A 26,160-nucleotide genomic window follows, 5' to 3' on the forward strand; every position below is an offset into this window, starting at 1 on the left:
TGGCCCGGCATTGCGCCGGGCCGGGCAGTGGCCAGACCTCTGATCAGCGTCTCCGACGGCACCCCTCGGGCCCGGCGACACCACCCCCCAGGTCATCCACTCGACAGGGGGCAACAGTCATACCGGGCCCGGAGGCCAGCGGCCCTCTTGCAGGACCGCGAAGAAGATAACGGGGCGAGAGGGCCTGTGCGTACTCCCGGGCCGGGTCGTTCGCCGTCAGTGTTCAGTTCCTGCAGGCGGTCATTGAGATGCCGGGAGCCGGCCGCGGGCACCGCGGAGACCAGGAGGGATCCGTTGCCGCTCCGCAGCACTCCAATCACCACCGCCCCCCCTGGAACGCCAGCGCCGAGTCCGCTGCCTCGGAGCCATCGCCGAACGGCAGATGAGCACACGTCACCTGGAAGCCGCCTGTGCCATCCGGACACACTCCTGGACGGGCACGTCTTCCTGTCCTCCGCCCGTTGCGACAGCACCTCACAACACTCCTCACGTCCTGCACCGCCCACCGTCCATACGCCCCGGTGCGTGACCTCCTGGACCGGGCCCGGCAGATAGCCATGGCCGCCTAGAAAACGAATCCGATGCTCGCGACGTACCTCTTCAATGTGCCCAACTCTTGCGACGGCCACGGTGAGGACGAGTCATCGGAGGATCAGCCGCGCGCCCCGGAGGCGTGATCGACTCCGGGGACGCAGCCGTATCGGCTACAACCGGGGGCGGGACCGTCCCGTTCCAGTGTTCCAGGCGGTGCGTATCGTCACTGGTCAAGGCCACTTTCACCATTCCACCGTTCCGAAGTGGGAGAGGTTCCTGGCCGTTGGGGCGCTCTCGTCCTTAGCGTTCAGGTCGTCAAGCCGCCGCCCTGCCGTTCTGATCGTGCCGACGGGTGAGCGGCCCACATTCTCGTGATCACGGAGGTCACCTTGCGTCGTCTCACGCGCACACTCGGCGTGCTCGGCGGGAGCGCCTTGCTCACGCTCGGTCTCACTCAATCGGCCGATGCCGCAGTCGGGAATCTGGACCTGAACGGACGTGTCATCACCGATCCCGCCCGGTCGTCATGCCATACCAGCAGCCCGCTCAATCTCATCGTGCACAACTACACCAACTCCCCGGTGGCCGTCTTCGACCAGCCGGAATGCGCAGGCACCGTCCTCGGCCTCGTGCTGCCGGTCAGCAACGGCTTCTTCCCCCGAGGATGGAGCGTCCGGGTCATGCAGTAGGTGCCAACGGCGCTGACCTCGCACAGGGTTGGACAGCCGGGCCACTTGGTCCACTACCACCCCGACTGGCGGCACGCGTCAACGAAGTCCTGGCCGTCCCGAACGCTGAACAGGAAAGCTCATCCGATTGGGTTGCGCGCGAGCCCGGACCGACGGCCAGGGCTCGCGGTCCGGGGCAGCCGCTGAGGGCAACGGGCAGCACCGCTCGCGCCGGCCTTGACAGTCCGGGTGACAGCCCGCCCAACTCGGTTCCGACTCCCTCGCTTTGACTTGACGGCGAGTGTCCGGCGATGGGAAGAACTAAGCCGTGTATCGAAAGTGGATCTTGAGCTGTGAATGATCCCGGTTCATGGGTCGGGGAGACCTCACGGACGAACAGTGGGCGGGGCTGGAGCCGTTGTTGCCGAAGGGCACGAGGGTCGGGCGGCCACCCGTCTGGCCTCGGCGGCAGTTGATCGACGCATACGGTTCCGCGTCCGGACCGGTGTTCCGTCGTGGAGACCGGTCGACCGGTCGTCGGGGAACCGGACCCCGGTGCCGGCCGAGCTCGTCCTGCCGCGCGAGGTCGCCGCCGCGGGAATCCGGGCCGCGCCGTCGAGCGGCTGGACGCCCCGCTCCGACGGCTCGCCGTTCGAGCTGCGCCTTTCCCCCGCCGGCAGACCGGGACGGAGCGCCGGAGGGTCCAAGAAATGGTTTGCCGACCCGGTGGCTGTGTGTCACCGTTCGGCCTGGACCCGCAGTTGATCATCAACGGCCGGTCGATGCCGACATGTCGGCGGCCTCTCGGGGATCCACCGGAGAGGTGACGAAACGATGGGAACCGGTGCCGTGGGGAACAATTACGAGGACGAGTGTCGCAGGTCGTTGGCCGAGGAGCAGGCGAAGAGCCTCGCCGGGACCAACAACTGGGAACATGTGGACAGGGAGCGGGTCCACCAGGACTGGGACGTCCTGTACCGGGAGATGACGGCTTTCCTCGACGGCGGCTCCCTGCCAGGGGACCAGCAGGTCCAGGAGCTCGTCCGCAGGCACTTCGACATCGTTAGCCGGTTCTACACCCCCTCCAGGGAGGCTTACATCGGCATGTCGCTCTTCTACGCCGAGGACGAGGCCATGAGGGCGTTCCACGATTTCTACCACCCCGGAATGGTGGAGTTCCTGGGCGCCGCGATCAAGGTGTTCGCCGAGCAGGGGAGCGGGTTCGCCCCCAGCGCAGGGGCCGAGGCTTCGGCGTAGTCGGGCGACACCGGCCAGGACATGCATGGGCGGGGTTCAGGCCCAGGGGGCTGTCGCAGCCCCAGGGAGGAGGAAGCAGAGACCGGGGTCTCGGGCTGGTGCCGAGGCAACATCCTGCGTGACGACGACTTCGTCTGCGTCTTCTGCGGGAGCGATCTGCCAGCGCCGTGGAACGTGGGTCCCGCTGCGTGAGACCGCGGGTCACAGCCACTCGTTGATGGTCGCCGCGAGGACGGTCGCCTCGTAGCGGACGGCGAGCTTGTCGTACCGCGTGGCGACAGCGCGATGTCTCTTGAGGCGGTTGATCCCGTACGCGCCGGCCAGCACCGCGCCCCGCACGGAGACGGCCCAGGGCGCGGTGGGCCCGTCGGCGACGGGGGCGTGAGCCGACGGGGGGTCTCGTACCGCATCAGTCGACGTTCGCCTTGGCGACGACCTCGCGTAGCCGTCCGTTCCCTGGTGTGACGTCGTCCCCTAAGGTGTCGACATGATCGGGCACGACGAGGCCATGGTCATCGAACGCCCCAAGGTGAGCTTCCCGCTCGGCCTGGCTTTCGCTCGGAAGTTCCTTGCGAAGATCCATGGTGGTGACCGCGTCGCGGATCATGATGCCGTCAGGGCACGGGTGCCGGGGTGATCTGGTCCGGGTCGGCGAGCCCGTCGAGGCTGGTGGTCCACTTCAGGCCGCTGCCGGCCGGGGCGGGCCACGCGACGGGGCGGGCCACGCGACCGGGGCGGCCACGCGACCGGCCGCGCGCTCCGGCCTTCGGGTCATACCGCCCGCAACGGCGCCTGCGACGGAACACAGAGGCGGTCCGGGCCTCGGCGTCCGGCCGCCACCGACATCATCGTCCCGGCAACGGCCGGACTCCCATACGAGCGCACATGACGCCCAAATCCAACCTATACCTCATACCTTGAACTAGGTAGTGAGAATTCCTGACGCGCTACTCAACTCACCTTGGGGGCCCGCCAGGCGCCTCCTCGACATTTTCGTCTGGACTGATACCGAAGTCGGCGCCGCCGAACCGATTGAGCGGGCTATCGAGTGGGAGGCGCAGGAAGTTGCCGCCGGCTGCGCCGGTGCCTGTTGTCGTGGACCCGCCCGTATGAACGCGCGCGTTGAGATTGGCGCAGTCGGTACCGAAGGCGCGGAAGGAAGTCACCGATACCGCTGGCGGAGGCCGGGGCAGCGGCGAGGATGCCGCCCGCTACGGCGGTGGCGGTGGCGGCGAGGGTGAGCGTGGTCAGCATCCTGGGACGCGTCATGGCCGGTGGACGAGCGCCACGGCGACCCGTCGCACGCTGGATCTTCCGCCGCTCAACCGCTCAGTCCCGCCGAATCGGCGCTCATCCGCCGACAGAAGGCGACAGAAGCGCTCCGTCACAGCGCGTGTGCGGCGACGGGAAGAACTGCGGAGGCCACATGCCGATGGTGACCTGTTCGACGTCGGTGAACTCCACCATCAGTGGGGATCATGCGCCAATCGAACTTGCCACCGCCTGTGGACACGCCTCCCCGATGGAGGCGAAAAGCTCCTCGCCTCACCCTTGCCCGTGGGCCCGTGCCGGCTGGACGGGCCCGCCTTGCCCCCCCGTCCTGCTTGATCCTGACCTTGTCGGTCAGGCGGCCTGGGCACTTCGTCGTGCCGCCGCCTGGCTCGCCAGCTCGGCCGACCCCTACCTGCGGGCGGACGGCACGGCCCGCGTACAGCGGGACATGCGCGCGGCCGTCGCCGATCTCGTCCACCCCGCACTCGCCTTGCATGAGGGACTCGTGCGCTGGCACCTCCGAGACCGAGATGGACCCGTCACTGCTCTGCGGCGCTCCGACCATCATCGCTCACCCCTGGAGCTTCAGGGCCGCATGCACCGCCTCGCAGTCATCGGGGAACGGCAGATGAGTATGTGCCACCTGGAGGCACCTGATGCCGCCAACGGGCCCACGACTGAACCTAAGCGGACCGGGCCTTGGCGTCCGGCCACCACCGGCGTCCTCATCCCAACGGCGGCCGGACTCCCACACGAGCGCCCAAAACGCCCACGTCAACCGAGAATGCCCAGCTCACTGGAGAATTCCCGGCGATTTCGTGACCGCCTCGCTCAGGTAGCGACGGCGATGGGGGCCTGACTCAGGTCGATCAGGCAGGTTGTGGGCTCAAGTGCTGGGGGCTGATGTCGGCGCCACCGCACTGGTTGAACGGGCTGCCAAGAGGGAGGCGCAGGAAGTTGCCGTTGGCTGCGCCGGTGCCTGCTGTGGTGGCCCCGTCCGTGTGGGCGCGCGCGTTGAGATGCGCAGTCGGTTCCGAAAGCGGGGGGAAGAAAGTCACCGATGCCGCCGGCGGAGGCGGGGGTGGCGGCGAGGGATGAGAGCCGTCACCTACAGGCCAAGGGCCAGGAGGATCGTCACTGCCGGAGGGACCGGCGCGACCCAACCCGCCCAGCGGCCCGTCCTCGCCAGGGCGGGGTGGCGCCGGCACAGCCAGAAGGCCAGCACGAGCAGTGGAGTAGCCGTCCAGGACCCGAACCAGCAGACCGTGACGACCGCCACGGTCTGAGGATGAACCTCCGCGGCCATCCCGGCAAAGGCCCCGAAGAGAAACGCCATCGGAATCAGGGCCAGCGCCAATGCCGTGACCCACCGCAACACCAGGTCGGTGACAGGGACTGCGGCGGCGCGGTCGGTGGTCAGGAACGGAGTCGTCTCGTGCATGGGTAGAGCCAATCGGCCCGGGCGCCGGTTCGCTTGCGCGGGCGTACTCAGAGTCGGCAGGTCTTCGTACTCATGCTGCCCAGGCAGCATCATCGGTGGTGCCCGGTGCCGCGGTGAACCCGAACCGGGCCCGAGTGTCGATGACCAGGCCGGTGCTGGTGGCCGCCCGGCGGCGGGCCTGCTCACGGATCCGGGGGCTCCCGGCGTGCACGGACCGCGTCGGCCAGGCGCCCGGCAAGGTCGGGGCCTGGTCGGCGGATCTGGTATTTCACGTAGCGCTCGACGGTGCGCTGCGAGACGCCGAGCAATTCGACGACGGCCCGGGTGCCCTTGAGCTGTTTGACGAGGTAGGGCATCTGCGCGCCAGCGGATTTCGGGATCGGGCGGGTGAACGCCTGTTGCACGACATGATCCGGGCCGTCGGCGACCAGACCCATGCGGGGTACTTCCTTCCAAGATCGGCTGCGCGGGGATGTGGTGGCCGATCGCTGGGTTCGGCGATGGAGTTGGACGCCGTACCGGGTGATCGACCCCGAGAAAGGCATCCGGGGGCCCTTACAGGGCTTGCTGTAGGCGCGACCTCGCGAATCCGTCAACTAAATCGCGACAGGACACCGCTCAGAGCGCGACGCAGCGAGAATCCGATGACTCGGGGTGTTCCGCAGTCCAACGACGGGACCGCCCTCCAGCCTGTCCTCCCTGCCGACACGGGGATGGTCCGCAGACGGCGACACCGGCGGCGGAGCCTTGTCCCGCGCCGTCACAGATGACGGCAGCTGCCCAGGACCAACACGCCTTGCCGGTCGGACGGCCTCCGGTGTGCCCCTGGCCCGGCATGTCCGCCGGGGCACTCGGATCCTGCTCCACTAAAGCTCCAGCGCCGGCACCGGCACGAGCACCCCGAGGTTGAGGCGGGTTCACCCGCCGGCCGGCCAAAGGACGCACCTGAGGCCGGCACGGTCACATCCCGGTCGTGATCAGGCGCGCGGCTACGGCTTACGAAAACCCGTACCGCTTGCTCAACGGTCCATCGGGGGAATGAGGTCGTCGAGTGCCTTGGCGCAGTCCTGGGCGGCCTGGGCCGAGCGTGGCAGCATGAGGTTCTCGTAGGCGCGCACGGCGTCGTCGATGTTGGATTCGGTGATGAGGGCGCGGGCCAGGTCGGCGCCGTCGAGCATGGCGAGGTTGGCACCGAGCCCGACAGGGGGCATCAGATGGGCGGCGTCGCCCAGCAGGGTGATGCCAGGGACGTGTTCCCAGGTGTGCGGGACAGGCAGCACGAACACGGGCCGGTGTACGAACCCGCCGTCGCTGTGCCTCAGGAGAGAGAGCAGGTTGTCGTCCCAGCCGTCGAACATCTTCAGCAGGTGTGCGCGCACGGCGGACGTGTCGTCGGGCTCCACGTCGGCGGCCACGTGCCAGTTCCGCGGGGCGCGGAAGGCGGCATAGACGCGTATGTGACCTGTGCTGTTGCGCTGGGCGAGCAGGGCTTTGCCGTCGGCCGTCGCCAGCAGGGTGCCGTCGCCGACCATGCGTGCGAGGCCGGGGTGGCGGGTGTCGCAGTCGGTGAGACCGGTCTCGATGAAGGTGACACCGGTGTAGCCGGGCGTGGCGTCCGACAGGGCTGGGCGGATGCGCGACCATGCGCCGTCGGCGCCGACCACCAGGTCGGCGTCCTCGGTGGTGCCGTCATCGAGGAGTACGCGCCAAGTACCGTCCCCGAGCGGGGTGGCACCGGTGACATTGCGACCCCACCGGACGGTGCCCTCGGCGAGCGATTCCAGGAACAGGCCGCGCAGCTGGCCGCGATCGATCTCCGGGCTGTCGTCGTCGTGGACGGGCCCCGGGAAGGGCAGGGCGGCGGCTGTCACGGGGTCCACCACGCGCCACTCCTGGCTTTCGGGACGGGCCAGGGCGCGGAATTGGTCGAGCAGGCCCGCCGCGCGCAGGGCGGCCTGACCGGTGCCGCCGTGTATGTCGAGGCTACCGCCCTGCGGGCGGACACCGGTGGAAGCCTCCGATTCGAAGACCGTGACGGAGCGGCCGTGGAGCTGCAGGACGCGGGCCAGGGCAAGGCCGCCGAGTCCAGCGCCGACGATCACGATGCGGGGGCCGTGAGCGGAATCCATGGAGCTACTCCTTCCTCGTGATGTGGGTGGGTTGCCAGAAGATGCGGCGTACGACCAAGTAAGCACAGTCCCCAGGCAAAGTGCCTCTTAATTACGGCGCGTTGGCCCGAACCGGCGGGATACCGCGAGCGCGAGAAGGCCAGACCTGTCGCCACCTGACAGCCGCCGCACCTCAGCCCTTCCTCGACCGCGGCACAATGCTCGGCCTCGCCAACCCAAGTAGTCACCCGGCGCCCGCCACCACAGCATTGCCGAGCGTTCGAAGAACTACCGGTACTCCACTAACGACCAGGTCGTCGCCGACCCCGACACCCGATCGTCGTCGCTGACGGCCGGCCCCTGCCGGGCAACCGCAATGACTCCAAGGCGTGGGAGCTGTCCGGCGCGAAAGCTGCCGTCGGCAGGACCACCGTGATCGCGGACGGCGGTTAGCGCGGCACCGGCCTGGTCCCCGCACCGCCGGGAAACCGGCCAGACCGAACTTCCAGTCTGGAAGTCTGGAAGTCTGGGAAGAGGCACGCTGCCCCTCACCACAGGGTCCGCGCCCGCTTCGAGCACACCTCACACGCACGAAGACGAGGAAGATTCGCGGAGCCGACCGGAACGTGCGGTGCGCCGTCGGCCGGTGTACAACTGCGCTGCTGCCTGGATCTGCGCCCGGAGCCCGGCTCGTAGCCCTGCGGGCGGGCGGCCGCGTCACGCTGACCAGCCGTGGCCGGGGTCGTGGCCGGACCGGGGTCGTCGTGGTCGCAGCCGTTGAGCAGCTGCTCGTCTCCGTTCATCCGTCCAGCCTCGCAGCCGCCACCGACAACACCCCGTACGGCGGCCCCACACGTGCCTGGGCGCATCCGGGCCGGACCGACCCGCCGTGCTCACCATGCCTGCGGCAACGCGTCCAGCGAGCAGCGTTCCTCACTCGCGTGGTGGCCGGCCACCCGCCACAGCGGCTCGGCGGCCCCGTGCTGGGTCAGCTGCGCCGGCGTCGTGGTCGCCTCGATGATGCGAGCACCTGCAGCAACGGTGACTCCCGCAACCGCGTCGTGGTCGCCGACGGAGTCCCCCGTGTAGTTCCCCTCCGGGACAGTGAGACGGCGGACGGGTCCGTGGTCCTCGTCGGGGCCTCCGCCTGGGTGGAGTTCGTCAGGGGCACGGTGGGGTAAACCCCAGTCGGTTTCAGGTTGTTGCCCGGATGGGGCGGTCCCCTGAAATCAGCGAGGCTCGTCGCATGACGCAACGCACGCACACCATCCGCAACGTCGCCATCGTCGGCGTCTCCACCGCCCTCCTGGCCGTCACCGCACCCGTGACCGCCTCCATGGCCGCGAGCCCCTCCCAGAGCCTCGTCTGGACCGACTGCGAAGGCTCCGGCGTCGACCACCGTCAGCAATGTGCCACCCTCCACGTCCCCATGGACTACGCCGACCCCGACAGTCCTCTCATCGACATCGCCGTCTCGCGCATCCCGAGCGAGAATCCCGAGGCCCGACGCGGCACCCTGCTGCTGATCCCCGGCGGGCCGGGCGGCTCCAGCCTGAACGACCCCTCGGAGAAGGGGCAGAAGCTCCCCAAGGACGTCCGGGACGCCTACGACCTGGTCGGCTTCGCCCCCCGCGGGCTCGCCCCGTCCACGCCCGTCGACTGCGGCCTGAACCACGGCGACCTCGCCATCTCCAAACTCCGCCCCTGGCCCGCCGCCGACGGTTCGGTGGACGGGAACATGGCCACCGCCCGCCGCATGGCCGACGCGTGTGCCGCGAACGGTGGCGACCTGATCCGGCACCTCAGCACCGCCAACGAGGCCCGCGACATCGACCGCCTCCGCGCCGCGCTCGGCGAGCGCAAGCTCTCCGCGTGGGGCGTGTCGTACGGGACGTACGTCGGAGCCGTGTACGCGCAGTTGTTCCCGCACCGCACCGACCGCATCGTGCTGGACAGCAACGACAACCCCGACCCCACCCGCGTCGCCCGCGCCTGGCTGGCCGGGCACGAGCAGGGCGTGGAGGACACCTTCCCCGACTTCGCCGCATGGGCTTCTGGGCCGGACAACCCGGACCGCGTCGCGCTCAGGGCCGCCGACGTCCGGCCGCTGTTCCTGCGGCTGGCCGCCCGGCTCGACCGGGACCCGCTCCCCTGGCCCGGCGCCAACCCGGAGGAGCTGAACGGCAACGTCCTGCGCCAGACCATGCTGGACAGTCTCTACTCCCCCAGCCTGTATCCCACGCTCGCCAAGCTGATGCGGGCCGCGCAGCAGGGCACCGTGCCGCCCGCGCCCGCGGCGCCGCCGGAGGCCGTCCTGCAGAACGTCGCCGCCGTCGGCGCCGGCACGATGTGCAACGACGTCGCGTGGCCCACGTCCGAGGCCGTGTACGAGAAGGACGTCGCCGAGAGCCGCGCCAAGTACCCGCTCACCGCCGGCATGCCTCGCAACGCGATGCCGTGCGCCGCCTGGCCGTATCCACCGCGTGAGGCGCCGGTGCGGATCACCGGTCGGGGGCCGTCCGACATCCTGCTCGTCCAGAACGAGCGGGACGTCGCGACCCCGCTCAGCGGTGCTCGGAAGCTCCGGGAGGCGTTCGGCCGGCGCGCGGTCATGGTGACGGTGAACTCCACCGGGCACGACGCGTACCTCGCCAACGGCAACGCCTGCGGCGACCGCACGGTCTCCCGCTTCCTGGCGACCGGGCAGCGGCCGGCCAGCGACACCTACTGCGCCTGACGGTCGCCCCCAGCCTGCTGGAGCAGCTCAGCCACAGCGCCGGCCTGATCGACCAGACGCTCGCGCGCACCACGGCCGCGGCCGTCCGCCGTCGCCGCCGCCGGGATGACGCTCGAGGATGTGGTCCGGTGGTCGGGTCTGCCCGCCCAGGACCTGGCGAAGGCCGCTGGCGTGGGCCGGGTCGGCGGCCGACGCGCCCCGCGGCACGGGTGCTGCCGCTGCACGGCGCAGAGCGGCTCGCGGAAAGTCGCCGGCTTTCCTCCCGGATCCGGGGCCCCGCTGCGGGTCTCGGACGTACGGAGAATGCCGTCCACGACAGGCGACCGAGGGCTGGTCGGGGTCAGTCCTCGTCATCGGCGCGGAGCGCCAGGTCGAGCAGGCCGGGGAAGCGGGCGTCGAACTCCTCGCGGCGCAGCCGGTTGAGCCGTTTGGGGCCCTGGTCGCGTTGTTCGACGAGTCCGGCGTCCCGCAGGACCGAGAAGTGGTGGCTCTTTGCGGCTCGGCCGACCGGCACGTCGAAGTTGCTGCAACTGAGCGTCCAGTCCGGGTGGCTCGCGAGATCGCGTACCAACTGGATGCGTACGGGGTCGGCGAGCGCGGACAGGGCCGTCAGCAGTGGCACGTCGCCGGGGTGGGTGTGCACCGGCGACTGACGGTGGCTTCTGCCCTCTGTGTGGTCCGTCACGACTCGACCTCCCGCGCATCAGTGTTCGATGCTCATCATACAGTGCTAGTGTTCGCTTCCCATTGAACACTCGCGGAGGGGTGCTGCGTATGCGTGCGGTCGAGTTCCAGGAACACGGTGGCCCTGAGGTGTTGCGGATCGTGGAAGCTCCGGTGCCAGAGCCGGGTCCTGGCGAGGTGACTGTCGACGTGGTCTGGGCCGGGGTGAATTTCGCGGACGTGAAGGCGCGGGCGGAGGGTTACCGGGTGCCTGCGCTGCCCTACCGTCCCGGCCTGGAGGTGTCCGGGCGCATCCGGGCGGTCGGTGAGGGAGTCGAGGGGTTGTGGGCGGGTCAGGAGGTGGCCGCTCTCGTCGACGGCGGCGGCTATGCCGAGGTGGTCCTCGCCGAAGCCGCGTCCGTGTTCGTGCTGCCCGACGGGTTGGACTTGCGGACCGCGGCCACGCTGCCCATCGTCCTGCCGACCGCGCACGCGTTGATCCACGAGGTGGGGCGACTGCGCGCCGGTGAGAGTGTGCTGGTGCACGGCGCGGCCGGGGGCATCGGCACGGTGGCGGGACAGTTGGCCAGGGCGGCGGGCGCCGGTGCCGTGTACGGGGTGGCTTCCACCGACGCCAAGGCGGAGTACGCGTTGGCGCACGGCTACGACGAAGTGTTCCGTCCCGCCGCTTTCGACAGGGACGTCCGCCGGGCGACCGGCGGCAAGGGCGTGGACCTGGTCCTCGACCCGGTGGGCGGCGACACGCTGCGCCGTGGCCTCGAGGCCCTGTCCGCCTTTGGACGCCTGGTGTCCTTCGGCAACGCCGGCGGGGCCGAGCCCTGGCAGGCCGGCCAGGGCGAGCTGTATCCGCAGGGCCGCTCCGTCGGGGGCTTCTCCGTACTCGCGCTCGCCCGATCGGCTCCCGACGCCCTGCACGCGCTGACCGAGCGCGCTGTGCGCGCCGTCACCGACGGAAGGGTCACCCTGCCCGTCACCGCCGAATTCGACCTGACCGACGCGGCCGGCGCACACGGTCTGATCGGCGGGCGCGCCTCCACCGGCAAGCTCCTGCTGCGCGTCGCCGACTGAACTCCCGCCGTCGCGGGCCGGACGGCCGGAAGAAGTCACAGCGCCGGAGCATGCTCCGCCCCCTCCCCCAGGGGCCGGACAACCCATGCGGTACTCCAGCCCGGCGCGCGACGGCTCCACCCCGGCGGCAAAGGCGGGCGCCCGCCCCCCTACTGCCGCCGCTCACGCCTACCTGATCGGACGGGGTACCTCGATGGGACGGTTGAAGCCCTGGGAGCAGCGGCGGGACCGGCAGCAACCTGGGGCCCCAGGTAAGGCGGACGGGGTGCGGAGTACGAGCCCTCGGCGCCGCCAGGGTCGACGGTGGTCGACGTACACGGTGCTGCGTCGAGCCTAGCCGAGACTTTGACCTCGGCACTCGTAGACTGCGCGGTCATGACACAACGATGGCCCTTCATCCACCACGTCACTTTGCTGGCCTCGGACCTCGAGGCGAGCACCCGTTTCTACACCGCCGCGCTCAAGCCTCTCGGTGTTGTCGGGGAGGCGGCTGACGGTGGAGCGGAGTTCTGGGAAGAGGAACTGGACACTCCTTCCTTCGGTCTGTACCCCGCGGGCGAAGCTACGGTGACCCGGGGCGCGCACGTCGCGTTCACCGCGCGCGACCGCGCATCAGTTGACGCCTTCTACGAGGCCGCACTGACCGCTGGAGGCACCTCCCGGTACGAACCCCGCCTCTGGCCTGAGTACCGCGCCTATTGCGCGTTCGTCGACGATCCGGACGGCAACAACATCGAAGCCGTGTACAAGGAGCCCGCGTAGGAGAGTTGGACGTGGCCCTCCTGCAAGGGGGGCCGCGATCAATCCGACTGGTGACCGTGCCGCCTGTACGAGTCAGGCGGTCAGGCTCAGACACGATGGCTTGACTGAGGCACGGGCGGCACGGGCACTTGCCCGCCGGCGAAAGGCATACCGCCTGCCTGTCCTCGCCGGGGCCCCGCCGTCGGGCGCGGACATCGCCGCAGCCCTTATCTGCTACGGCAGGCTCGGCAAACAGTGCGCCTTCTCAGTCCTGCCACGGCCGCGGCAGCCTGTGGCCGGGGGCGTCATGATCCGAGGTCTGTATGGTCCTCTGCCAGGTTGGCCATATCTGCGGCGTATGCGGCCCGGGCCTGCCGGTCCGCCTCACTGATCCCGGGGTGCACGGGTGGCGTCTGGGGGGCGGCCCAGATCTGGATCAGGTGCCTCTCACCGTGGTCGCCGACTCCGGGCTCGGGGTCGTCGACGTGGCAATACAGACGCATGCGCACCCAGCCGGGACTGTCGGCAGGGGGCGTCGGCGCGTCCAAGGGCGGCTGTTCCTCGGGCCAGGCGTCCCAGAAGTCGCCCGACCCGATGGTGGCGAGGCAGAGGGTGGGGACGTAGGTGAGCAGACTCATCTCCTCGGCCGGTTCCCATCCGTTGCCGGGCTCGGCGCTGGGTGGACTGTCGTGCGTCTGAACGGTCATGTGCAGGGGGCCGGTGTCGGTGGTGGGCAGGACGACGGCGATGGCCTCGGTGGCCGGCCCGCAGCGCCAGCCGTAGGGCATCTCCGAGGGGAAGTCGTAGTCGTCGTCGAAGCCGATGAGGTAGCCGTGTTCACCAAGATCGACGGTGAAGGTCGCTTCACGGATCAGCATGGGGCTCCTTCAGCGGAGGAGTACCCCGCTTCCTCGTCCACACCGGGAGGCGGGGCATCTGTGGGGCGTCGCGGTTGTGGTGGTGCTCAGACGATCACGTGGAGGGGGTCGTGGTCCATGGCGTGCATCGTGCCTCGCTGCGCGGTGATGGCCCCGCGAGGGACTTGTTCTCGTCGACCTTCACCCAGGCGATCTCCCGTTGGCCGGCCTATGGATGCCGCAGGCGTCGGGCGAGCAGCACTCCCTCGGCTGGTCGGGGCGGGCATGGCAGCGGTGCGGCCGCGGTGGCACCATCCCCGGCCGACTCCGGGTCACCCATGATCGCGGCCGTCGATCGGGATGCACTGACAGGCACGATCCGTGCCCTGTGGTCCGGGGCCGAGGTCGACACGGCGCGGCGCAGCGCAGCGAAGTGAGCGCCTTCATGTGGCCGTTCGCGACGAAGAACGGTCCGCTGAGGTGTATCTACGTGAGGACGCTGCCTGCATGTGCATGGACGCCTGGGAGGCAGACGCGATCTGGTTGGTGAGCGGCTTCCACAGGCTGACACCTCCGGACCTTGAGCTGGTGTTCGCCTTTCGCCGAGTGTCCGGAGAACGAAGTCCCTCCGCTTGCCATGGCGGTGAGCCGGTCGGCGGCTTCCGTGTCGGTCACGATCAGTGCCTTCGCGTCTTCGGGGGGGGGCGGTCTGTTCGCGGATTCCGGCGCGGTGCGCGTCGCCCTGCCACAAGGCGCCACCCTCCGCGAACGGCCCCTGTATGGCGGACGCGTGCGTGTCAGACCTCGGAGAGCGTCGTTGGGCTGCCTGATGTGTTTGGCCCCGGGGGATCGCGCGCCTGCCGTTGCTCACGCTGTGGCTCCTCCGTCGGATCGAAGGGTGGTATCGCCGTGGTGTCTCCGTGAGCGGTGTGAGGAGATCGGGTGCGTGGCGAAGCACGGTCTCCGTGGCGTTGTTGGCTTCGGTGTTGGCCGGCCAGGCCACCGGCGTGTCAGCGGTGGAGTCCGCCGACGGGCAAGCGGCGGGCGACGCTTCGCAGGACGGCGGTGTGCCGTCGGCGCGGGGCACGACAGTCGTCATGCGTGACGGCACGCGTCTCGCCGCCACTGTCTACACGCCGGCGGGAGCCGGACCTCATCCGTTGATCGTCGCGCCGGGGGCTTGGTGGACGATGCCGCAGGACGTGCTGCTCGACGAGAAGAGGGAGCTGGCCGAAGCGGGCTACGTGGTGGTCGCCTACGACCCGCGGGGCCTGCGGAGTTCGGGCGGCGAGATCGACATGGCCGGCCCGTCGGACGTGGCGGACGTCTCGGAGATGATCACTTGGGCGCTCGCCCACACCCCGGCGGACGCGCGCCGTGTCGGGTTGTACTCCTCCTCGTACGGGGCGGCGGTGGCTTTGAACGCAGCGGCCCACGATCCGCGCGTGGCGGCTGTCGCGGCTCTGTGTCCGTGGACCGACCTGTTCGATGCATTCGTGCGCAACGGCACCGACGCGGGGACGATCGCGACCTATCAGGCCGTGCTGGGGTCGCTCGATGGTCGGCTGAGCCCGCGGACACGTCAGGCGTTCGCGCGGTTGACCAGCAACCGGGACATCGAAGGTGTGCGCGCCTGGGCGCGGCAACGCTCGGCCCGTACCTTCGCCGCAGGGCTCAACGCGCGACGCACGCCGGTGTTCATGGCCGGTGAGTGGAGCGACCCGTTGGTGCCGGCCGGCCAGACGGGCCGGTTCCTCGACCAGTTGACCGGCCCCAGGCAACTGTGGATGAACCCGGGCGGCCACGGGGACTCCAGTTCGCGCGAAGCCGCACTCCTCCAGCCGGAAGCCTCGATCCGCGAGCATGCCCGAGACTGGCTCGACCGGTTCCTCCTCGGCCGGCCCAACGGCGCGGACCGCCTCGCATCGCTGATGGTGCGGCCCCGCAACGACAAACGGGTGGAGACCTACCCGAGTTGGTCGGCGCTGGAGCGCTCACGCTCTCAGGTGCCGTTGCGGGCGCAGCAGGTCTCCGGGGATGACGGCATGCGCCTGCTCACGGGCCTGGACTCTCCGGCCGACTCGGGCGCCTTCCCCGTCGCCGGCCTGATCGACTCCGTCGGTCCGGCACCTATCACCGCACTCCCGCTGCTTCTTGCGCCCCTCGCGATCGTCTGGCGCAGCGAGCCACTCGGCGTCCCGTGGCGGCTGCGGGGCTCCCCCACTGTGCGCACGAACCTGACGTCCACGGCGTCCGAGGGCACGTTCGTGGCCTATCTCTACGACGTGGACCCGTTGGGTGTGGGGCGGCTGATCAGTCATGCCCCCTACAGCTTCGAAGGAGCCGTGCCTGGCGCGCGATTCGCGGCCGACGTGCCGATGCCCGCCGCTGCGTGGAACGTACCGCGTGGGCACCGCCTGGCGCTGGTCTTCGACGGCGGTGACCACCGCTACTCGGGCGTCGGTCCCGTCGTCTCGACGCTGACGTTTTCGGCCGCTGACACCCGCTTGAGCGTGCCTGTACATCCCGGGTGACGTAGGCACATCCGGTGTCTGTGATCACAAAGGGGTGATATCGCGGCGGCAGGGGTGTCCTGGCGGCTGGTCACCACGTTGGGGAGAGCACGGTTGTCGATCTGATGCGACTGGTATGTCGCCTGTTGAGTGGGGAGTTGGTCATGTCGGGTGTGCCGTCCGGCGGCGCGGATCGCGTACGTCATGTGGCCGTGTTCAACGTGCCGATGCCGGGGCATGTGATCCCGACGCTGGCCGTCGTGCGGGAACTGGTGGAACGCGGTCACCGGGTGAGTTACGCGGTGACCGCGCAGTTCGCGGACGACGTACGGGCGGCGGGCGCGACTCCCGTGCTCTACGAAGCGCCCGATGCCGGTGAGGCGCCGGAGGACATGGTCGCGGGAGTGACCGGCGCGGTGGTGGTCAACGTGGCCGCCCTGCCGCAGCTGGAGAGTGCGTTCGGTGCCGACGTGCCCGATGTGGTGCTGTCGGACGTGTATGCGTGGGCGGGGCCGCTGCTCGCGGCCCGCTGGGGGGTGCCCGCCGTCCAGCTGGCACCGACGCATGTCCCGTACGACGGTGTGGTGCAGGACTTCTACGGTCTTCAGGACATCGCGCAGATTCCCGGGTTTCCCGAGCTCGCACAGGCGTTGGAGGAGTTCGGTGTGCCGGGAGGAGTCCACGCGCTGACGCTGACGCCCCCGAAGACGATCGCGTTCTTCCCCCGTTCCTTCCAGCGGCGCCCGCATACGGTGAAGGCGGGCGAGGCGCACTGGGTGGGCCCAGCGATCAGCGACCGGTCCTTTCAGGGGCGCTGGCACCGGCCTGAGAACGGCAAGCCCGTGCTGTACGTCTCGCTGGGCTCCCAGTTCAACCGGCGCCCGGAGTTCTACCAGTCGTGCGTCGAGGCGTTCCGGGGCTCGGAGTGGCATGTGGTGATGAGCGTGGGGGCCGATGTGGCCGCCGGTGGGCTCGGTGTCCCGGCAGACGGCTTCGAAGTTCACGCGAGTGTGCCGCAGCTCGATGTCCTGGCCGCTGCTTCGGTGTTCGTCACCCACGGCGGCATGGGCAGTCTGATGGAAGCCCTCTCACTGGGGGTGCCCGTCGTCGTCGTGCCGCAGATGGCCGAGCAGAGAGTCAACGCCGGCCAGGTGGAGGAGCTGGGTGTGGGGTGCCACCTTCCCCGGGAGCGGGCGACCGCCGCCGCTTTGCGTGAGGCGGTCGGGACGGTGATGGAAGACCCGAAGATCACCGATGCGGTGGCCTCGCTACGCCAGGACATCAGGTCAGCCGGCGGCGCCGCGGCCGCGGCCGACGTCGTGGAAAAGACCCTGGCGGAGGGCCCCATGGCCACGCCCTGACCCGGTCACCGCCCTGGAACCGGGCAGGGCTCCACGCGCCGTCACGGCCGACGGCGCGTGCACTCATCGCGATCCCTCAGCACAACCCAGTCGGAGCAGAAGACCATGGAATCGTTCACGACTCGTCGGCACATCAGGATGAGCGACGCCGACATCTACGGCAATGTGCACAACCTGTCGATGATCCGCTATGCCGAGGACACCGCCGTCGAGCTGGCACGGATGCTGCAGCGGGAGCACGGCATCGAAAGCTACTGGGGTGTCGCGGACATCCAGGCCAGTTTCACCTTGCCACTGCCCTGGACGACCGCGGAAGTCGAACTGTCCCTGCAAGCCGAAAAGGTCGGCCGGGCCAGTCTGACTCTCCTCACCCGGATCACCTCCGAAAACGGCACCCACGCCACGGTCCGCACACGCGTCATCCGTTTCGACGCCACCGGAAATCGCGCCGCGATCACCCCGGAAGAGCGCGCCCGGTACTCCCGTTACCTGACCTCCGGCGACCAACCCGCAGTCAGGGTCCTCGCCCAGTCCCGAGCCTGACACCCCGTCTGTCTTTCCGGCAGGGCCGTCTGTTCGCCCTCGTCGATGCCCAGGACCCTGCGCATCCGGTCGGCGGCCCGGTCGGTGTCCCACTGCCAGCGGCAGCCCGTGACCGGGACTGGACACCGGTGGGTGAAACCTGGTCGCCGGGGGTGGCGCTCCGTCACATCGGGAGCGAGTACAGCCGTATGGATCCTGAGGGCCAGCGGGCCTCGTCGCGCAGGGGCGTCACCATGGTCCGCAGCGGCATGGTCACCAGGCGGCCTTCGGGTTGTTCGACGACCACGTCATCGTCGAGCGGGTGCCATCCGAGGCGCTTGTAGAGCGGCACAAGCGGAGGCCGGCAGAACAGGAGTGCGTGCTCAGGACCCATCGTGCGGGCGTGCTCCAGGGCGGCTGCGACGACGAGGCGAGCCAGGCCCCGGCCTTGCATGCGGGGTGCGACGGCCACCCCGCCGACGCCCACCACCTCCGTCGCGGTGTCGCCGATCGCGACAGGCAGTCGCAGCAGGCCGGCGTGTGCCACGAGCCGGTCTTCGTGTCTGATGCCGAAGTGTTCCTCCTTCGGCAGCCAGGCCAGACCGGTCGAGGCCACACCGAAGGGATCATCGCTGTTACCGAGGATCTCTTCCTGGTCCGCCTTGGTGTACTGGGGAAGCCGCGCCACGATCGGTGCCACGGAGGATCGCTTCTCGGACATTGCCCCATGATGATCTCTTCGCCCAGCACTGGCCAAGCGATTCTCCGCCGACCTTCCAGGGCTCGCGTCGATCCGGCGCGTTGCCCTCGCCTGCGGTGGCCGGCTTGGCTGCCAAACGATCAGTACGGGTCTGGCACCGGGGGCCCGGCTGGGATGGCGCGGTCCGGATCCCGCTCGATGGCCTGAAGGCGGCTGTCCGGTCGACGGCCGAGGTGACTTCACAGGTGCTGAAGGCGGCCGAGTGTCGCGGTGGCCAGGAGCCTGTACCGTCGTCGCCGAAGTGCTCAACGCCACCGGCGTCATCGACACGGGGCAGTCGTGTTGTGCTCGGTGGTGTGACTGATGCCCGCGCAACTTGCTAACTTTGCCGGGCTTTGCCGGGCTGAGGAACAACAGCCGCCCGGTGAACATGCGGTGACCGGGCCGCACCCCTGCGCACAGCCCGTCTCTTTGGCCAGGGTGCGACCATGGCTGCCGGCGTACTCCTCGAAGTGCTCGGCCACGTAAGAGTGAACGTGCCCAGTCGAGTGCCTTATCTGCGGAGCAGACGGCCAGGGAGTGTCGCACGTGTGCCCTGACGGTATACGGGCGTGTCAGAAACTCGCGTGCCGAGGCTACGAGCTGCTGGCATGATCGCCGAGTTGTCCTAACGAGCCTGGTTCTGGAGGAACATCACGGCTATCAACTACGAGCTCGCTCCGGCCAGGCTGCCGTGGTCTGCCGTCGATCCCGATCTCATCGCCTTCACCTGGGACGAAGCGGAGGCATGCGAGATCACCACGGTGATCGCCTTGATGGTGCCTCCTGACGATGCCGGGTGGGAAGAGAAACATCGCTTCACTACCGAGGTCACGGCGCTCCTGGCCGCCCGGTACGGCCGGTGGGCTTGCGGATGGCATTGGGCGGTCGGCGAAGGCGGTGGTGGCGGTGTCGTCACCCACTGGTGCTGCGACTCCCACTCCGTAGGCAGGCCCGCAGCAACGGCCGCCAAAGTGGTCGCGTCGCTGTTGGAGTGGCGCGACTGGCTGGAGGAGTTGGCGGCGCGGTTCGTGCAGTTGGCTCCGCCCGCCGGAGCAAATGCCGAGGATCGCAGCTGGCACCTGGAACGGGCGGCCACCCGACTCGTCACCGTGGTCGTGGACCGCACTGGTGCCGAATGCGGCTGGTACGGCCTCTGCCACACGGTGCTGAAGTGGTTCCTCTCCTCCACGGGCATGGGGGCGGAAGACGCGAAGAACGCGGTCGACACCGCGATCGGTGGACAGTTCAAGAGCTGGACCGTGCCGTCGCGGACCCTGATCGACACAGTGGGAGAGGATCTCGCCGTAGAACTGACCGAAGTGCAGCCCTACCGTGAGCGCTGATGCCCTGGCAGCCTGGGTCCAGGTCAGGAACCAGATCGACTGGACTTCCGTGGCCGGTGAGGTGCCGACCCCGGTCGAGTCCGTCGTGGACGGCCTCATCACCTGGTGCGGGGAAGGAAGTCGTCCCTCGGACCCCGATCGAGGCCACCGACTCTTCGCGGCGCTGGCTCAGTCGCGCACAGACGCTTCCCAAAGGCGCCCTCTCACCAGCACGCTTCTGACCGGATGGCAGCAGCTGGTCCTCGGCATGTCTGAGGTCCGGTTCCGACGAGGCGACGCCTTCGCCAAGGGCGGCCGGGAACGCTACGCCCTGACACCACACACCCAGCGCGACTTTGAGCAATGTCTGCGCGACAGCGCCGATCCGCGAGTCCCCTTGGCCTCCCGCGCGGCCAGGGCCTACCTTGACGTGGCCTTCTTTCACCCCTTCCCGGACGGCAACGCCCGCCTTGCCATGCTCACCCTCGCCTACGTCCTGGAGTGGGAAGGAGTCCGACTGGACGAAGTCGGCCCCTTGCAGACCACGCGCTACGCGGACGACGGCGCCGGAGCAGCAGACCTGGCCGCCCTGGTCTGCGTCCTCATCCGCGCGACGCACCAACGGGCCACCAGGTTCCCTCATCGAGGCAGCAGCCTTCCTCCAGGTCCGCCTGATCAGTCCTGCCGGAAGGTTAGTGGTTCGTCGGTCGGCGGCGCGGCAGGCAGGATCACCGCCCCGCCGGGGATGAGTTCCAGCTCCGGAGAACACGATCGAGCGCTGCCCGCCCCGCGGGGCCCCACGTCGGCTTGCCGCCAGGAAGACCCCGGTCGCCGTTCTGACCCATCAGCATGAGGAAGAGGCTCTTCAGAGCAGCCAGCCCGCGGGCGCGCCGGATCGTCCCGTCGTCCGCATGTGCGTATGCGTCGAAGAAGCGTGAGGCGGCGCCGTCGGGAAGGACGACCCATGCGGCCGCGAGGTCCCACGCCGGATCGCCGGCGAACACCGCGTCGAAGTCGATCACACCCGAGAGCTTCCCGTCCGAGACGACGACGTTCGCGGGATGAAGGTCGCCGTGCACCCAAAGCGGCGGGCCCTCCCACTCGGGCGCCGCGACGGCGTCGTCCCAGACGGCCCTCACATCGTCGGCCAGGTCGTCGGGGACGACGGCGTGGAAGAAGTGGTCGAATCCGTCCGTGCACTTCTTGGGGTGGTCGCCTCGGTCCGCACTCATCGGCGCGTCAGCGGGCGCCCGCACGTGAAGCGCTCTGAGGAAGCCCGCCAGGGTGTCGGCCGCGTGGTCGCCGCGGCCGATGGAGGAGTGGTCCAGTGGCTCGCCGGGAACCCACGTCATGATGGCCCAGGGCTTCGGGAAACGCGCGGACGGTTCACCGATCCGCACGGGGTTCGGGACCGGTAGCGGCAGACGCGGAGCCAGGACAGGCAGCCACCGGACCTCCTTGCGCAGGAGGTCCGGAGCCCCTTCTGCACGCGGCATGCGCACAGCCAGGTCGTCTCCAAGGCGCCACATCTGGTTGCCCCACCCACCCACTACTTCACGGATGGACAGCCCCGCGAGGTCCGGATGCTGCTCCTGCAGCAGGTCCTGGACCAGGTCCGCGGTGATCTCGATCTCGGCGTCGGTCATGCGAAGGCACATTACTGGGGCGGAATGCCGGCCTCACTCATGCCTTGCTCGTGAGCCGCGATCGGCCGGCTGCCTGCACCGGCCGCCGAGGTCGGCACCTCGACGGAGGAGAGGAAGTCGGGGGAATGGTCGGGGCCTCGCCAAGTCGATGTCGTCGGCCGGATCGAAGTCGCCTACGGGCTCTGTCCGGCCTCGCACCGGACAGCACGGCAGGGCGCGGGGCGCCGGGGACGCACGACAGGGCGCGGGGCCGGGAAGGCACGGCCGGACACCGGGCCTGGGCGCACGAACAGGCACCGGGCCTGGGCGCACGAACAGGCACCGGGCCTGGGCGCACGAACAGGCACGGGGCCGGGGCGCACCGCCACGAGCCGGGGGATGAAACCGTAACGGCCGACCTCAGAGAGATGATCTAGAGTTCTGCGATGACTTTGATCATTTGATCAGTCGTACGTACTCCTGAACAGGGTGGGAAATGAGCACATCGAAGCCGGCCGCTGCGGCGAGACCGCACAGACGCCCGGTGGTGCGGCGCGCCGTCACCACAGTCACGGCCACCGGCCTGGTGCTGGCGGGCGCGGGACTGCTCTCGCCGGCCGCGCACGCCGCCGAGAGCGACATCTCGTTCTCGGCGGTCTCGCTGAACAAGGGCAAGCCGATCGTCGTCGGGACCAGTGGCGAGGTCGAGGTACCGCTGACGTACACCGTGAAGAGCAAGGTGGCACTCGACAGCTGGTGGATCAAGGGCTACCGGGGCGCCTACGGGAAGTTCGGCGAGCGAGACCTGCCGGCCATCGCGACCCGGTGGAGCGTCCGCACGTCCCACGCGGGCGGTTACACATTCCGCGACTGCTCCGAGTCGCTGACCATCGCTTCCCGCGAACTGGTCAACGCCGACGCGACGACGTGGAAGACGGCCGGGACCGCCATCAAAAAGGGCAGCGGCTACGACACCGACCTGCTGTCCGCGACGTTCCGCCTCCAGCGCGCCTCCCGCATCCAGAGCGCGAGCGCCTCCCCGACAGTCGTCACCAAGGGCAAGGCGATCACCGTCTCCGGCACCGTCCAGCGTGCGAACTGGACCAGCCACCGCTACGACAGCTACGGCGGCACGTCGGTCAGGCTGCAGTTCAAGCCTGTCGGGTCCAGCACCTACACCACCGTCAAGACCGTGACCGCCACCAGCACCGGCCACTTGAAGACCACGGCAACCGCCTCCAAGGACGGCACCTGGCGCTGGTTCTACGGCGGCAACTCCATCGCGGGTGCGAGCAGCTCCACCGGCAAGTACGTCGACGTGCGATAGCCCCGGCGCAAGGGGCCGAGGCCGGCCCGACCGCGGCTGACGGGCTTGTCGGCGCCGGTTGTGCGTGCTTCGCCGAGTCCCTCGTCCGCCAAGAGCGCACCGAGCCGCCGGCACCGGAGGCCGTCGCATGAGCACGGTGCACCTGGGGCGACCTCAGACGCAACGGCGGCCGACGGCCCTCGGTGGTTCTCCGTCGTCTTTGCGGCACCGAGTACCACTCCTGGTCCGGGGCTTCCACGAGGCCTGGGGCTGTGGGCTGGACCGCCGGGAGGCGGTCGGCGGCCGGGGACCGCATGGCCGGCGTCCAGCCGAGCCGGCTGTCGGTCCCGGCCGCCCCGATCGGTGGTGGGCACACATGCCGGGTGCCCGGTCGCCGCCGCCCGTCTCAGGGGCGGCGGCGGGTGCGGTGGAGGGTACCGCGGCCGAGGCAGAGGCCGCCCGAGTGGCGGCCGGGCTCGGCCTGCCCGACCTCCAAGTCGTACGGCGGCCACCGTGTGCTCGACGGTGTGGACCTGGCTGTGGACCGAGGCAGCCGCCTGGTCGTCCTCGGCCGCAACGGCGCGGGCAAGACCACCCTGCTGCGCATCCTCGCCGGCGCCGAACAGCCCGATGCCGGCCGGCTGGTGCACGGGCACGGGCACGGGCACGGGCACGGGCTGCGGCTGGGCTACTTCGCCCAGGAGCACGACACCCTCGATCCCGGCCGTACGGTCCGCCAGCACCTGTCGGATGCCGCCCCGCACCTGACGGACGGCGAGGCGCGGCGGGTTCTGGGCGCGTTCCTGTTCGGCGGGGACGACCCGGAGAAGAGCGCCGGGGTCCTGTCCGGCGGGGAGAGGACCCGCCTGGTGCTGGCCGGGTTGGTCCGCTCCGGTGCGAACGTGCTGCTACTGGACGAGCCGACCAAGAACCCCGACCCCGCCTCCCGCGGCGAGGTCCTGGCGGCTGTCGGCTCCTACCCCGGCGCGATCGTGATGGTCACCCATGACGAGGGCGCGATCGACGCCCTGCGCCCGGCCGCGTCCTGCTCCTGCCGGACGCGGACGAGGACCTCTGGAGTGAGGAGTACCGAGACCTGGTCGGTCTCGCCTGACCCGGCGCGCTCCCTCTCGTCCCCCCGAGCCCACCACCGGGCCACGGGGGGACGACGACGTCTTCGAGGGCTGAGGAGGTCGCCGGCTGGGATGCTCTCGGTTTCGAGGTGCTTGAGCGTCTCGACGGCGGCTGCGTCGCCCGGGACTTCTCGGCTTCCGCAGCCGTCGGCGGCGGCGACGACGGCGACGGCGACGGCGACGGCGAGGAGCCGCGATCCCGCGTACGCGGTGTCCTGGCTGCTCTCACGGACGAGACCCTTGTCGAAAGGGTGGCGGAGCGGATTCGGAGGGGCTTGGCGGTCGGGGACACGGCGGGGACCGAGGGCCGTGCTGGGGGGCCGCTGCCAGGCGTAAGCCGGGTTCACGGGCGGGCAGGTTCCCGTAGGGTCGGCGCATGCTCTTGTGGATCAATGGTCCGTTCGGTGGTGGCAAGACGCAGACCGCGTACGAGCTCCGACGTCGGCTAGCAAACAGCGTCGTATGCGATCCCGAACACGTCGGTTTCGGTCTGCACCGAATGATGCCCCCAGCCTTGCGCGGAGACTTCCAAGACCTCGTTACCTGGCGGCAAGGGGTGTTCGAAGTACTGGATCACGTCCTGGGCAAGCACGACGGGACCGTGATCGCGCCGATGACGGTTGTGGAGCCGTTGTACTTCCGGGAGATCGTCGGTCGGCTGCGTGCATGTGGCCACGACGTCCGGCACTTCGCTCTGCTGGCTGAGCGTGAGACGGTCATGCGAAGGCTGCGCGAGCGCGGCTTCGGGAACGTCGTCCGGTTGGTCGCCGGCCAGGACGCCCCCTTGCGACGCGAGAGCTTCGCTGTGTCCAGACTCGACCTCCGCCTGGAGCGCCTGCAAGCGGAGGAGTTCGCGGAGCAGATATGGACCGACGACCTCGGCGTGTCAGAAGTAGCCGAACACATCGCCGTTGCCGCGGGCTTGACACTGGCCCCCGATACAGAGGGAGAACTGCGAGGACGGTTGCGGCGGACCTGGACAGGGATCAAGCACATCCGGTTCGACTGACTGACCGGCGCCCAGCCCGGGTCATAAGCCTGGACGCACCGGACCGGCCTCCCGCGGGCCCGATCACCGACTTCTGACCTGCGCTGGTCCAGGCTGTCGGTGCCGTCCCTCCGTCACAGCGAACAGTCCCGTCCTGTACCTGGCCTGCGGGCGGTGGGACGGCGGAGGTCTTGCGTCACCAGGAAGGGGTCAAGTCTTCCCGCCTGTACGCCTGCAAGGGCGGCTGGACCAGCCTCCAGCTCGTTCGGCTGAGTAGGAAGATGCGTCACACGCTCACCGCCCTTTCAGCCCGCGAAACGATGTCCTCCCCCACGTGCGGGTAAGGATTGCGTCGGACCACCTCGCCCGGACAGCCAGCAGGCCCAAGTGGTGCGGAGCAACTCGGCGGTGGAACTCCTGCTAAGTGATCATTTCAGAATGACTTGCGGAGCCGTCGAAGGCAGATGACGCTGCAGCGAGTTCGAGTAGTCCCTGGTGGAGGTCGGCTCGTTGCTCGTAGCGGACACGGAGTCGTTTGAACTGATGGAGCCAGGCAAAGGTCCGCTCGACGACCCAGCGGGTGCGACCAAGGCCGGAGCCGTGGGCAACGCCGCGTCGGGCGATCAGGGGTCTGATGCCGCGTTTCCGCAGCAGGTAGCGGTACTTGTCGTAGTCGTAGCCCCGGTCGGCGAAGAGCCGTTTGGGTCGGTTGCGGGGACGTCCGCGCACCCCTCGGATGCGGGGTATCGCGTCCCGCAGGGGGATCAACTGTGTGATGTCGTGCCGGTTCCCGCCGGTCAGGGAGACGGCCAGGGGTGTGCCGTGGAGGTCGACGATCACATCGTGCTTGGAGCCGGGGCGACCGCGGTCGACGGGTGAAGGGCCGACGTGAGCCCCCCTTTGAGGGCCCTGATGTGGGAGCCATAGATGGCCGTATCGTCCATGTCCAGCAGGCCGGTTGCCCGCAGCTCGGCTAGGAGTGCCTCATGAAGGCGAGGCCAGACGCCAGCCTCGGTCCAGTCCCGCAGCCGACGCAAGGAGGTTACCCCCGAGCATCCGACGACCTGGACTGGGACGTCGCACCAGGCCACTCCCTTGCGTAGCACGTACATGATGCCCGCCAGCGCAACCCGGTCCGGCACAGGCAGCCGTCCGGGATGACGGTGGCGTCGGGGCGGCCGCTCTGGCAGGAGTGGAGCTATTCGCTCCCACAGGTCGTCGGAGACAAGATCGATAGACACCAGCCGGACCCTGCCCAGAAGGACCTTCGCCCACCAGCCG

Annotated in this window: 18 protein-coding genes and 7 pseudogenes; 14 read left to right on the forward strand and 11 right to left on the reverse strand. The window is 69.5% G+C overall.

Features of this window, described 5'->3' with window-relative positions:
* Nucleotides 1-905 precede the first annotated feature (905 nt).
* Entirely contained in the window at nt 906-1,223 is a 318-nt protein-coding gene (locus GT045_RS26405) for a hypothetical protein (RefSeq protein ID WP_161335683.1), read from the forward strand.
* An 828-nt stretch (nt 1,224-2,051) separates the two neighbouring features.
* Complete coding sequence (locus tag GT045_RS26410; RefSeq protein WP_345942764.1) at nt 2,052-2,459, forward strand: TipAS antibiotic-recognition domain-containing protein; 408 nt, start codon at nt 2,052-2,054, stop codon at nt 2,457-2,459.
* A gap of 201 nt (nt 2,460-2,660) precedes the next feature.
* On the opposite strand, the pseudogene GT045_RS26415 reads toward GT045_RS26410, so the two are convergent.
* The 5 genes and pseudogenes from GT045_RS26415 to GT045_RS26435 form a co-directional block, all read right to left on the reverse strand.
* Nucleotides 2,661-2,765, reverse strand: a pseudogene (locus GT045_RS26415) (IS5/IS1182 family transposase); the annotation flags it as partial.
* A 103-nt stretch (nt 2,766-2,868) separates the two neighbouring features.
* Entirely contained in the window at nt 2,869-3,066 is a 198-nt protein-coding gene (locus GT045_RS26420) for a hypothetical protein (protein WP_161335685.1), read from the reverse strand.
* A gap of 1,773 nt (nt 3,067-4,839) precedes the next feature.
* Nucleotides 4,840-5,172, reverse strand: coding sequence for a hypothetical protein (locus tag GT045_RS26425; protein WP_237538883.1), 333 nt, complete (start codon nt 5,170-5,172; stop codon nt 4,840-4,842).
* 88 nt (nt 5,173-5,260) lie between these two features.
* Nucleotides 5,261-5,609: pseudogene (locus GT045_RS26430) on the reverse strand (XRE family transcriptional regulator); the annotation flags it as partial.
* A gap of 582 nt (nt 5,610-6,191) precedes the next feature.
* Nucleotides 6,192-7,301, reverse strand: coding sequence for an NAD(P)/FAD-dependent oxidoreductase (locus GT045_RS26435; protein WP_161335687.1), 1,110 nt, complete (start codon nt 7,299-7,301; stop codon nt 6,192-6,194).
* 235 nt (nt 7,302-7,536) lie between these two features.
* On the opposite strand from GT045_RS26435, the pseudogene GT045_RS26440 reads away from it, so the two are divergent.
* Nucleotides 7,537-7,797 (forward strand): annotated as a pseudogene (locus GT045_RS26440) (IS5/IS1182 family transposase); the annotation flags it as partial.
* Nucleotides 7,798-8,526: 729 nt separating this feature from the next.
* A complete protein-coding gene (locus GT045_RS26450; RefSeq protein ID WP_161335688.1) occupies nt 8,527-10,017 on the forward strand; it encodes an alpha/beta hydrolase in 1,491 nt (496 codons plus the stop codon).
* A 340-nt stretch (nt 10,018-10,357) separates the two neighbouring features.
* On the opposite strand, the gene GT045_RS26455 is transcribed toward GT045_RS26450, so the two are convergent.
* Nucleotides 10,358-10,702: a helix-turn-helix transcriptional regulator gene (locus tag GT045_RS26455; RefSeq protein ID WP_345942765.1), complete on the reverse strand. Its 345-nt coding sequence runs from the start codon at nt 10,700-10,702 to the stop codon at nt 10,358-10,360.
* Between the two features lie 89 nt (nt 10,703-10,791).
* On the opposite strand from GT045_RS26455, the gene GT045_RS26460 reads away from it, so the two are divergent.
* Both GT045_RS26460 and GT045_RS26465 read left to right on the forward strand, forming a co-directional pair.
* Complete coding sequence (locus GT045_RS26460; RefSeq protein WP_161289349.1) at nt 10,792-11,769, forward strand: zinc-binding dehydrogenase; 978 nt, start codon at nt 10,792-10,794, stop codon at nt 11,767-11,769.
* A gap of 375 nt (nt 11,770-12,144) precedes the next feature.
* The gene (locus tag GT045_RS26465; RefSeq protein ID WP_161335689.1) at nt 12,145-12,531 is read left to right on the forward strand and encodes a VOC family protein; all 387 of its coding nucleotides are present in this window, start codon (nt 12,145-12,147) and stop codon (nt 12,529-12,531) included.
* 284 nt (nt 12,532-12,815) lie between these two features.
* Here GT045_RS26465 and GT045_RS26470 read toward each other — a convergent pair whose 3' ends face one another.
* A complete protein-coding gene (locus GT045_RS26470) occupies nt 12,816-13,388 on the reverse strand; it encodes a hypothetical protein (protein ID WP_161289351.1) in 573 nt (190 codons plus the stop codon).
* Between the two features lie 944 nt (nt 13,389-14,332).
* On the opposite strand from GT045_RS26470, the gene GT045_RS26475 reads away from it, so the two are divergent.
* The 3 genes from GT045_RS26475 (at nt 14,333) to GT045_RS26485 (ending at nt 17,784) form a co-directional block, all read left to right on the forward strand.
* The gene (locus GT045_RS26475) at nt 14,333-15,901 is read left to right on the forward strand and encodes a CocE/NonD family hydrolase (protein WP_161335690.1); all 1,569 of its coding nucleotides are present in this window, start codon (nt 14,333-14,335) and stop codon (nt 15,899-15,901) included.
* A 143-nt stretch (nt 15,902-16,044) separates the two neighbouring features.
* Nucleotides 16,045-17,241 (forward strand): macrolide family glycosyltransferase, encoded by a 1,197-nt coding sequence (locus GT045_RS26480; protein ID WP_161335691.1) that lies wholly within the window; start codon nt 16,045-16,047, stop codon nt 17,239-17,241.
* Nucleotides 17,242-17,379: 138 nt separating this feature from the next.
* Entirely contained in the window at nt 17,380-17,784 is a 405-nt protein-coding gene (locus GT045_RS26485; protein WP_161335692.1) for a thioesterase family protein, read from the forward strand.
* Nucleotides 17,785-17,947: 163 nt separating this feature from the next.
* Here the strand turns inward: GT045_RS26485 and GT045_RS26490 are convergent, their stop codons facing one another.
* Nucleotides 17,948-18,484 (reverse strand): GNAT family N-acetyltransferase, encoded by a 537-nt coding sequence (locus tag GT045_RS26490; protein WP_161335693.1) that lies wholly within the window; start codon nt 18,482-18,484, stop codon nt 17,948-17,950.
* Between the two features lie 782 nt (nt 18,485-19,266).
* Between GT045_RS26490 and GT045_RS26495 the strand changes: the two genes are divergently transcribed.
* Both GT045_RS26495 and GT045_RS40760 read left to right on the forward strand, forming a co-directional pair.
* Nucleotides 19,267-19,848, forward strand: a complete 582-nt coding sequence (locus GT045_RS26495; protein WP_345942766.1) for a hypothetical protein — start codon at nt 19,267-19,269, stop codon at nt 19,846-19,848.
* Nucleotides 19,849-19,933: 85 nt separating this feature from the next.
* Nucleotides 19,934-20,314 (forward strand): annotated as a pseudogene (locus GT045_RS40760) (Fic family protein); the annotation flags it as partial.
* Nucleotides 20,315-20,555: 241 nt separating this feature from the next.
* On the opposite strand, the gene GT045_RS26505 reads toward GT045_RS40760, so the two are convergent.
* Nucleotides 20,556-21,473 carry an aminoglycoside phosphotransferase family protein gene (locus GT045_RS26505; protein WP_161335694.1) on the reverse strand — a complete coding sequence of 306 codons (918 nt, stop codon included), beginning with the start codon at nt 21,471-21,473 and terminating at the stop codon, nt 20,556-20,558.
* A 475-nt stretch (nt 21,474-21,948) separates the two neighbouring features.
* Between GT045_RS26505 and GT045_RS26510 the strand changes: the two genes are divergently transcribed.
* A complete protein-coding gene (locus GT045_RS26510) occupies nt 21,949-22,779 on the forward strand; it encodes a hypothetical protein (protein WP_161335695.1) in 831 nt (276 codons plus the stop codon).
* Nucleotides 22,780-23,249: 470 nt separating this feature from the next.
* Nucleotides 23,250-23,872, forward strand: a pseudogene (locus tag GT045_RS26515) (ATP-binding cassette domain-containing protein); the annotation flags it as partial.
* A gap of 69 nt (nt 23,873-23,941) precedes the next feature.
* On the opposite strand, the pseudogene GT045_RS40020 reads toward GT045_RS26515, so the two are convergent.
* Nucleotides 23,942-24,136, reverse strand: a pseudogene (locus GT045_RS40020) (hypothetical protein); the annotation flags it as partial.
* Nucleotides 24,137-24,267: 131 nt separating this feature from the next.
* Between GT045_RS40020 and GT045_RS26520 the strand changes: the two are divergent.
* A complete protein-coding gene (locus GT045_RS26520) occupies nt 24,268-24,900 on the forward strand; it encodes an ATP-binding protein (protein ID WP_161335696.1) in 633 nt (210 codons plus the stop codon).
* Between the two features lie 412 nt (nt 24,901-25,312).
* Here the strand turns inward: GT045_RS26520 and GT045_RS26525 are convergent.
* A pseudogene (locus GT045_RS26525) lies at nt 25,313-26,120 on the reverse strand (IS5 family transposase).
* Nucleotides 26,121-26,160 lie beyond the last annotated feature (40 nt).

The sequence above is a fragment of the Streptomyces sp. SID486 genome, from assembly GCF_009865385.1.
GTDB lineage: Bacteria > Actinomycetota > Actinomycetes > Streptomycetales > Streptomycetaceae > Streptomyces.

Coding starts and splice junctions, on each gene's coding strand:
- GT045_RS26420 (WP_161335685.1), bottom strand. CDS start 3,066: ATGATCCGCGACGCGGTCACCACCATGGATCTTCGCAAGGAACTTCCG.
- GT045_RS26520 (WP_161335696.1), top strand. CDS start 24,268: ATGCTCTTGTGGATCAATGGTCCGTTCGGTGGTGGCAAGACGCAGACC.
- GT045_RS26505 (WP_161335694.1), bottom strand. CDS start 21,473: ATGACCGACGCCGAGATCGAGATCACCGCGGACCTGGTCCAGGACCTG.
- GT045_RS26480 (WP_161335691.1), top strand. CDS start 16,045: ATGTCGGGTGTGCCGTCCGGCGGCGCGGATCGCGTACGTCATGTGGCC.
- GT045_RS26490 (WP_161335693.1), bottom strand. CDS start 18,484: ATGTCCGAGAAGCGATCCTCCGTGGCACCGATCGTGGCGCGGCTTCCC.
- GT045_RS26465 (WP_161335689.1), top strand. CDS start 12,145: ATGACACAACGATGGCCCTTCATCCACCACGTCACTTTGCTGGCCTCG.
- GT045_RS26450 (WP_161335688.1), top strand. CDS start 8,527: ATGACGCAACGCACGCACACCATCCGCAACGTCGCCATCGTCGGCGTC.
- GT045_RS26510 (WP_161335695.1), top strand. CDS start 21,949: ATGAGCACATCGAAGCCGGCCGCTGCGGCGAGACCGCACAGACGCCCG.
- GT045_RS26425 (WP_237538883.1), bottom strand. CDS start 5,172: ATGCACGAGACGACTCCGTTCCTGACCACCGACCGCGCCGCCGCAGTC.
- GT045_RS26470 (WP_161289351.1), bottom strand. CDS start 13,388: ATGCTGATCCGTGAAGCGACCTTCACCGTCGATCTTGGTGAACACGGC.
- GT045_RS26435 (WP_161335687.1), bottom strand. CDS start 7,301: ATGGATTCCGCTCACGGCCCCCGCATCGTGATCGTCGGCGCTGGACTC.
- GT045_RS26485 (WP_161335692.1), top strand. CDS start 17,380: ATGAGCGACGCCGACATCTACGGCAATGTGCACAACCTGTCGATGATC.
- GT045_RS26460 (WP_161289349.1), top strand. CDS start 10,792: ATGCGTGCGGTCGAGTTCCAGGAACACGGTGGCCCTGAGGTGTTGCGG.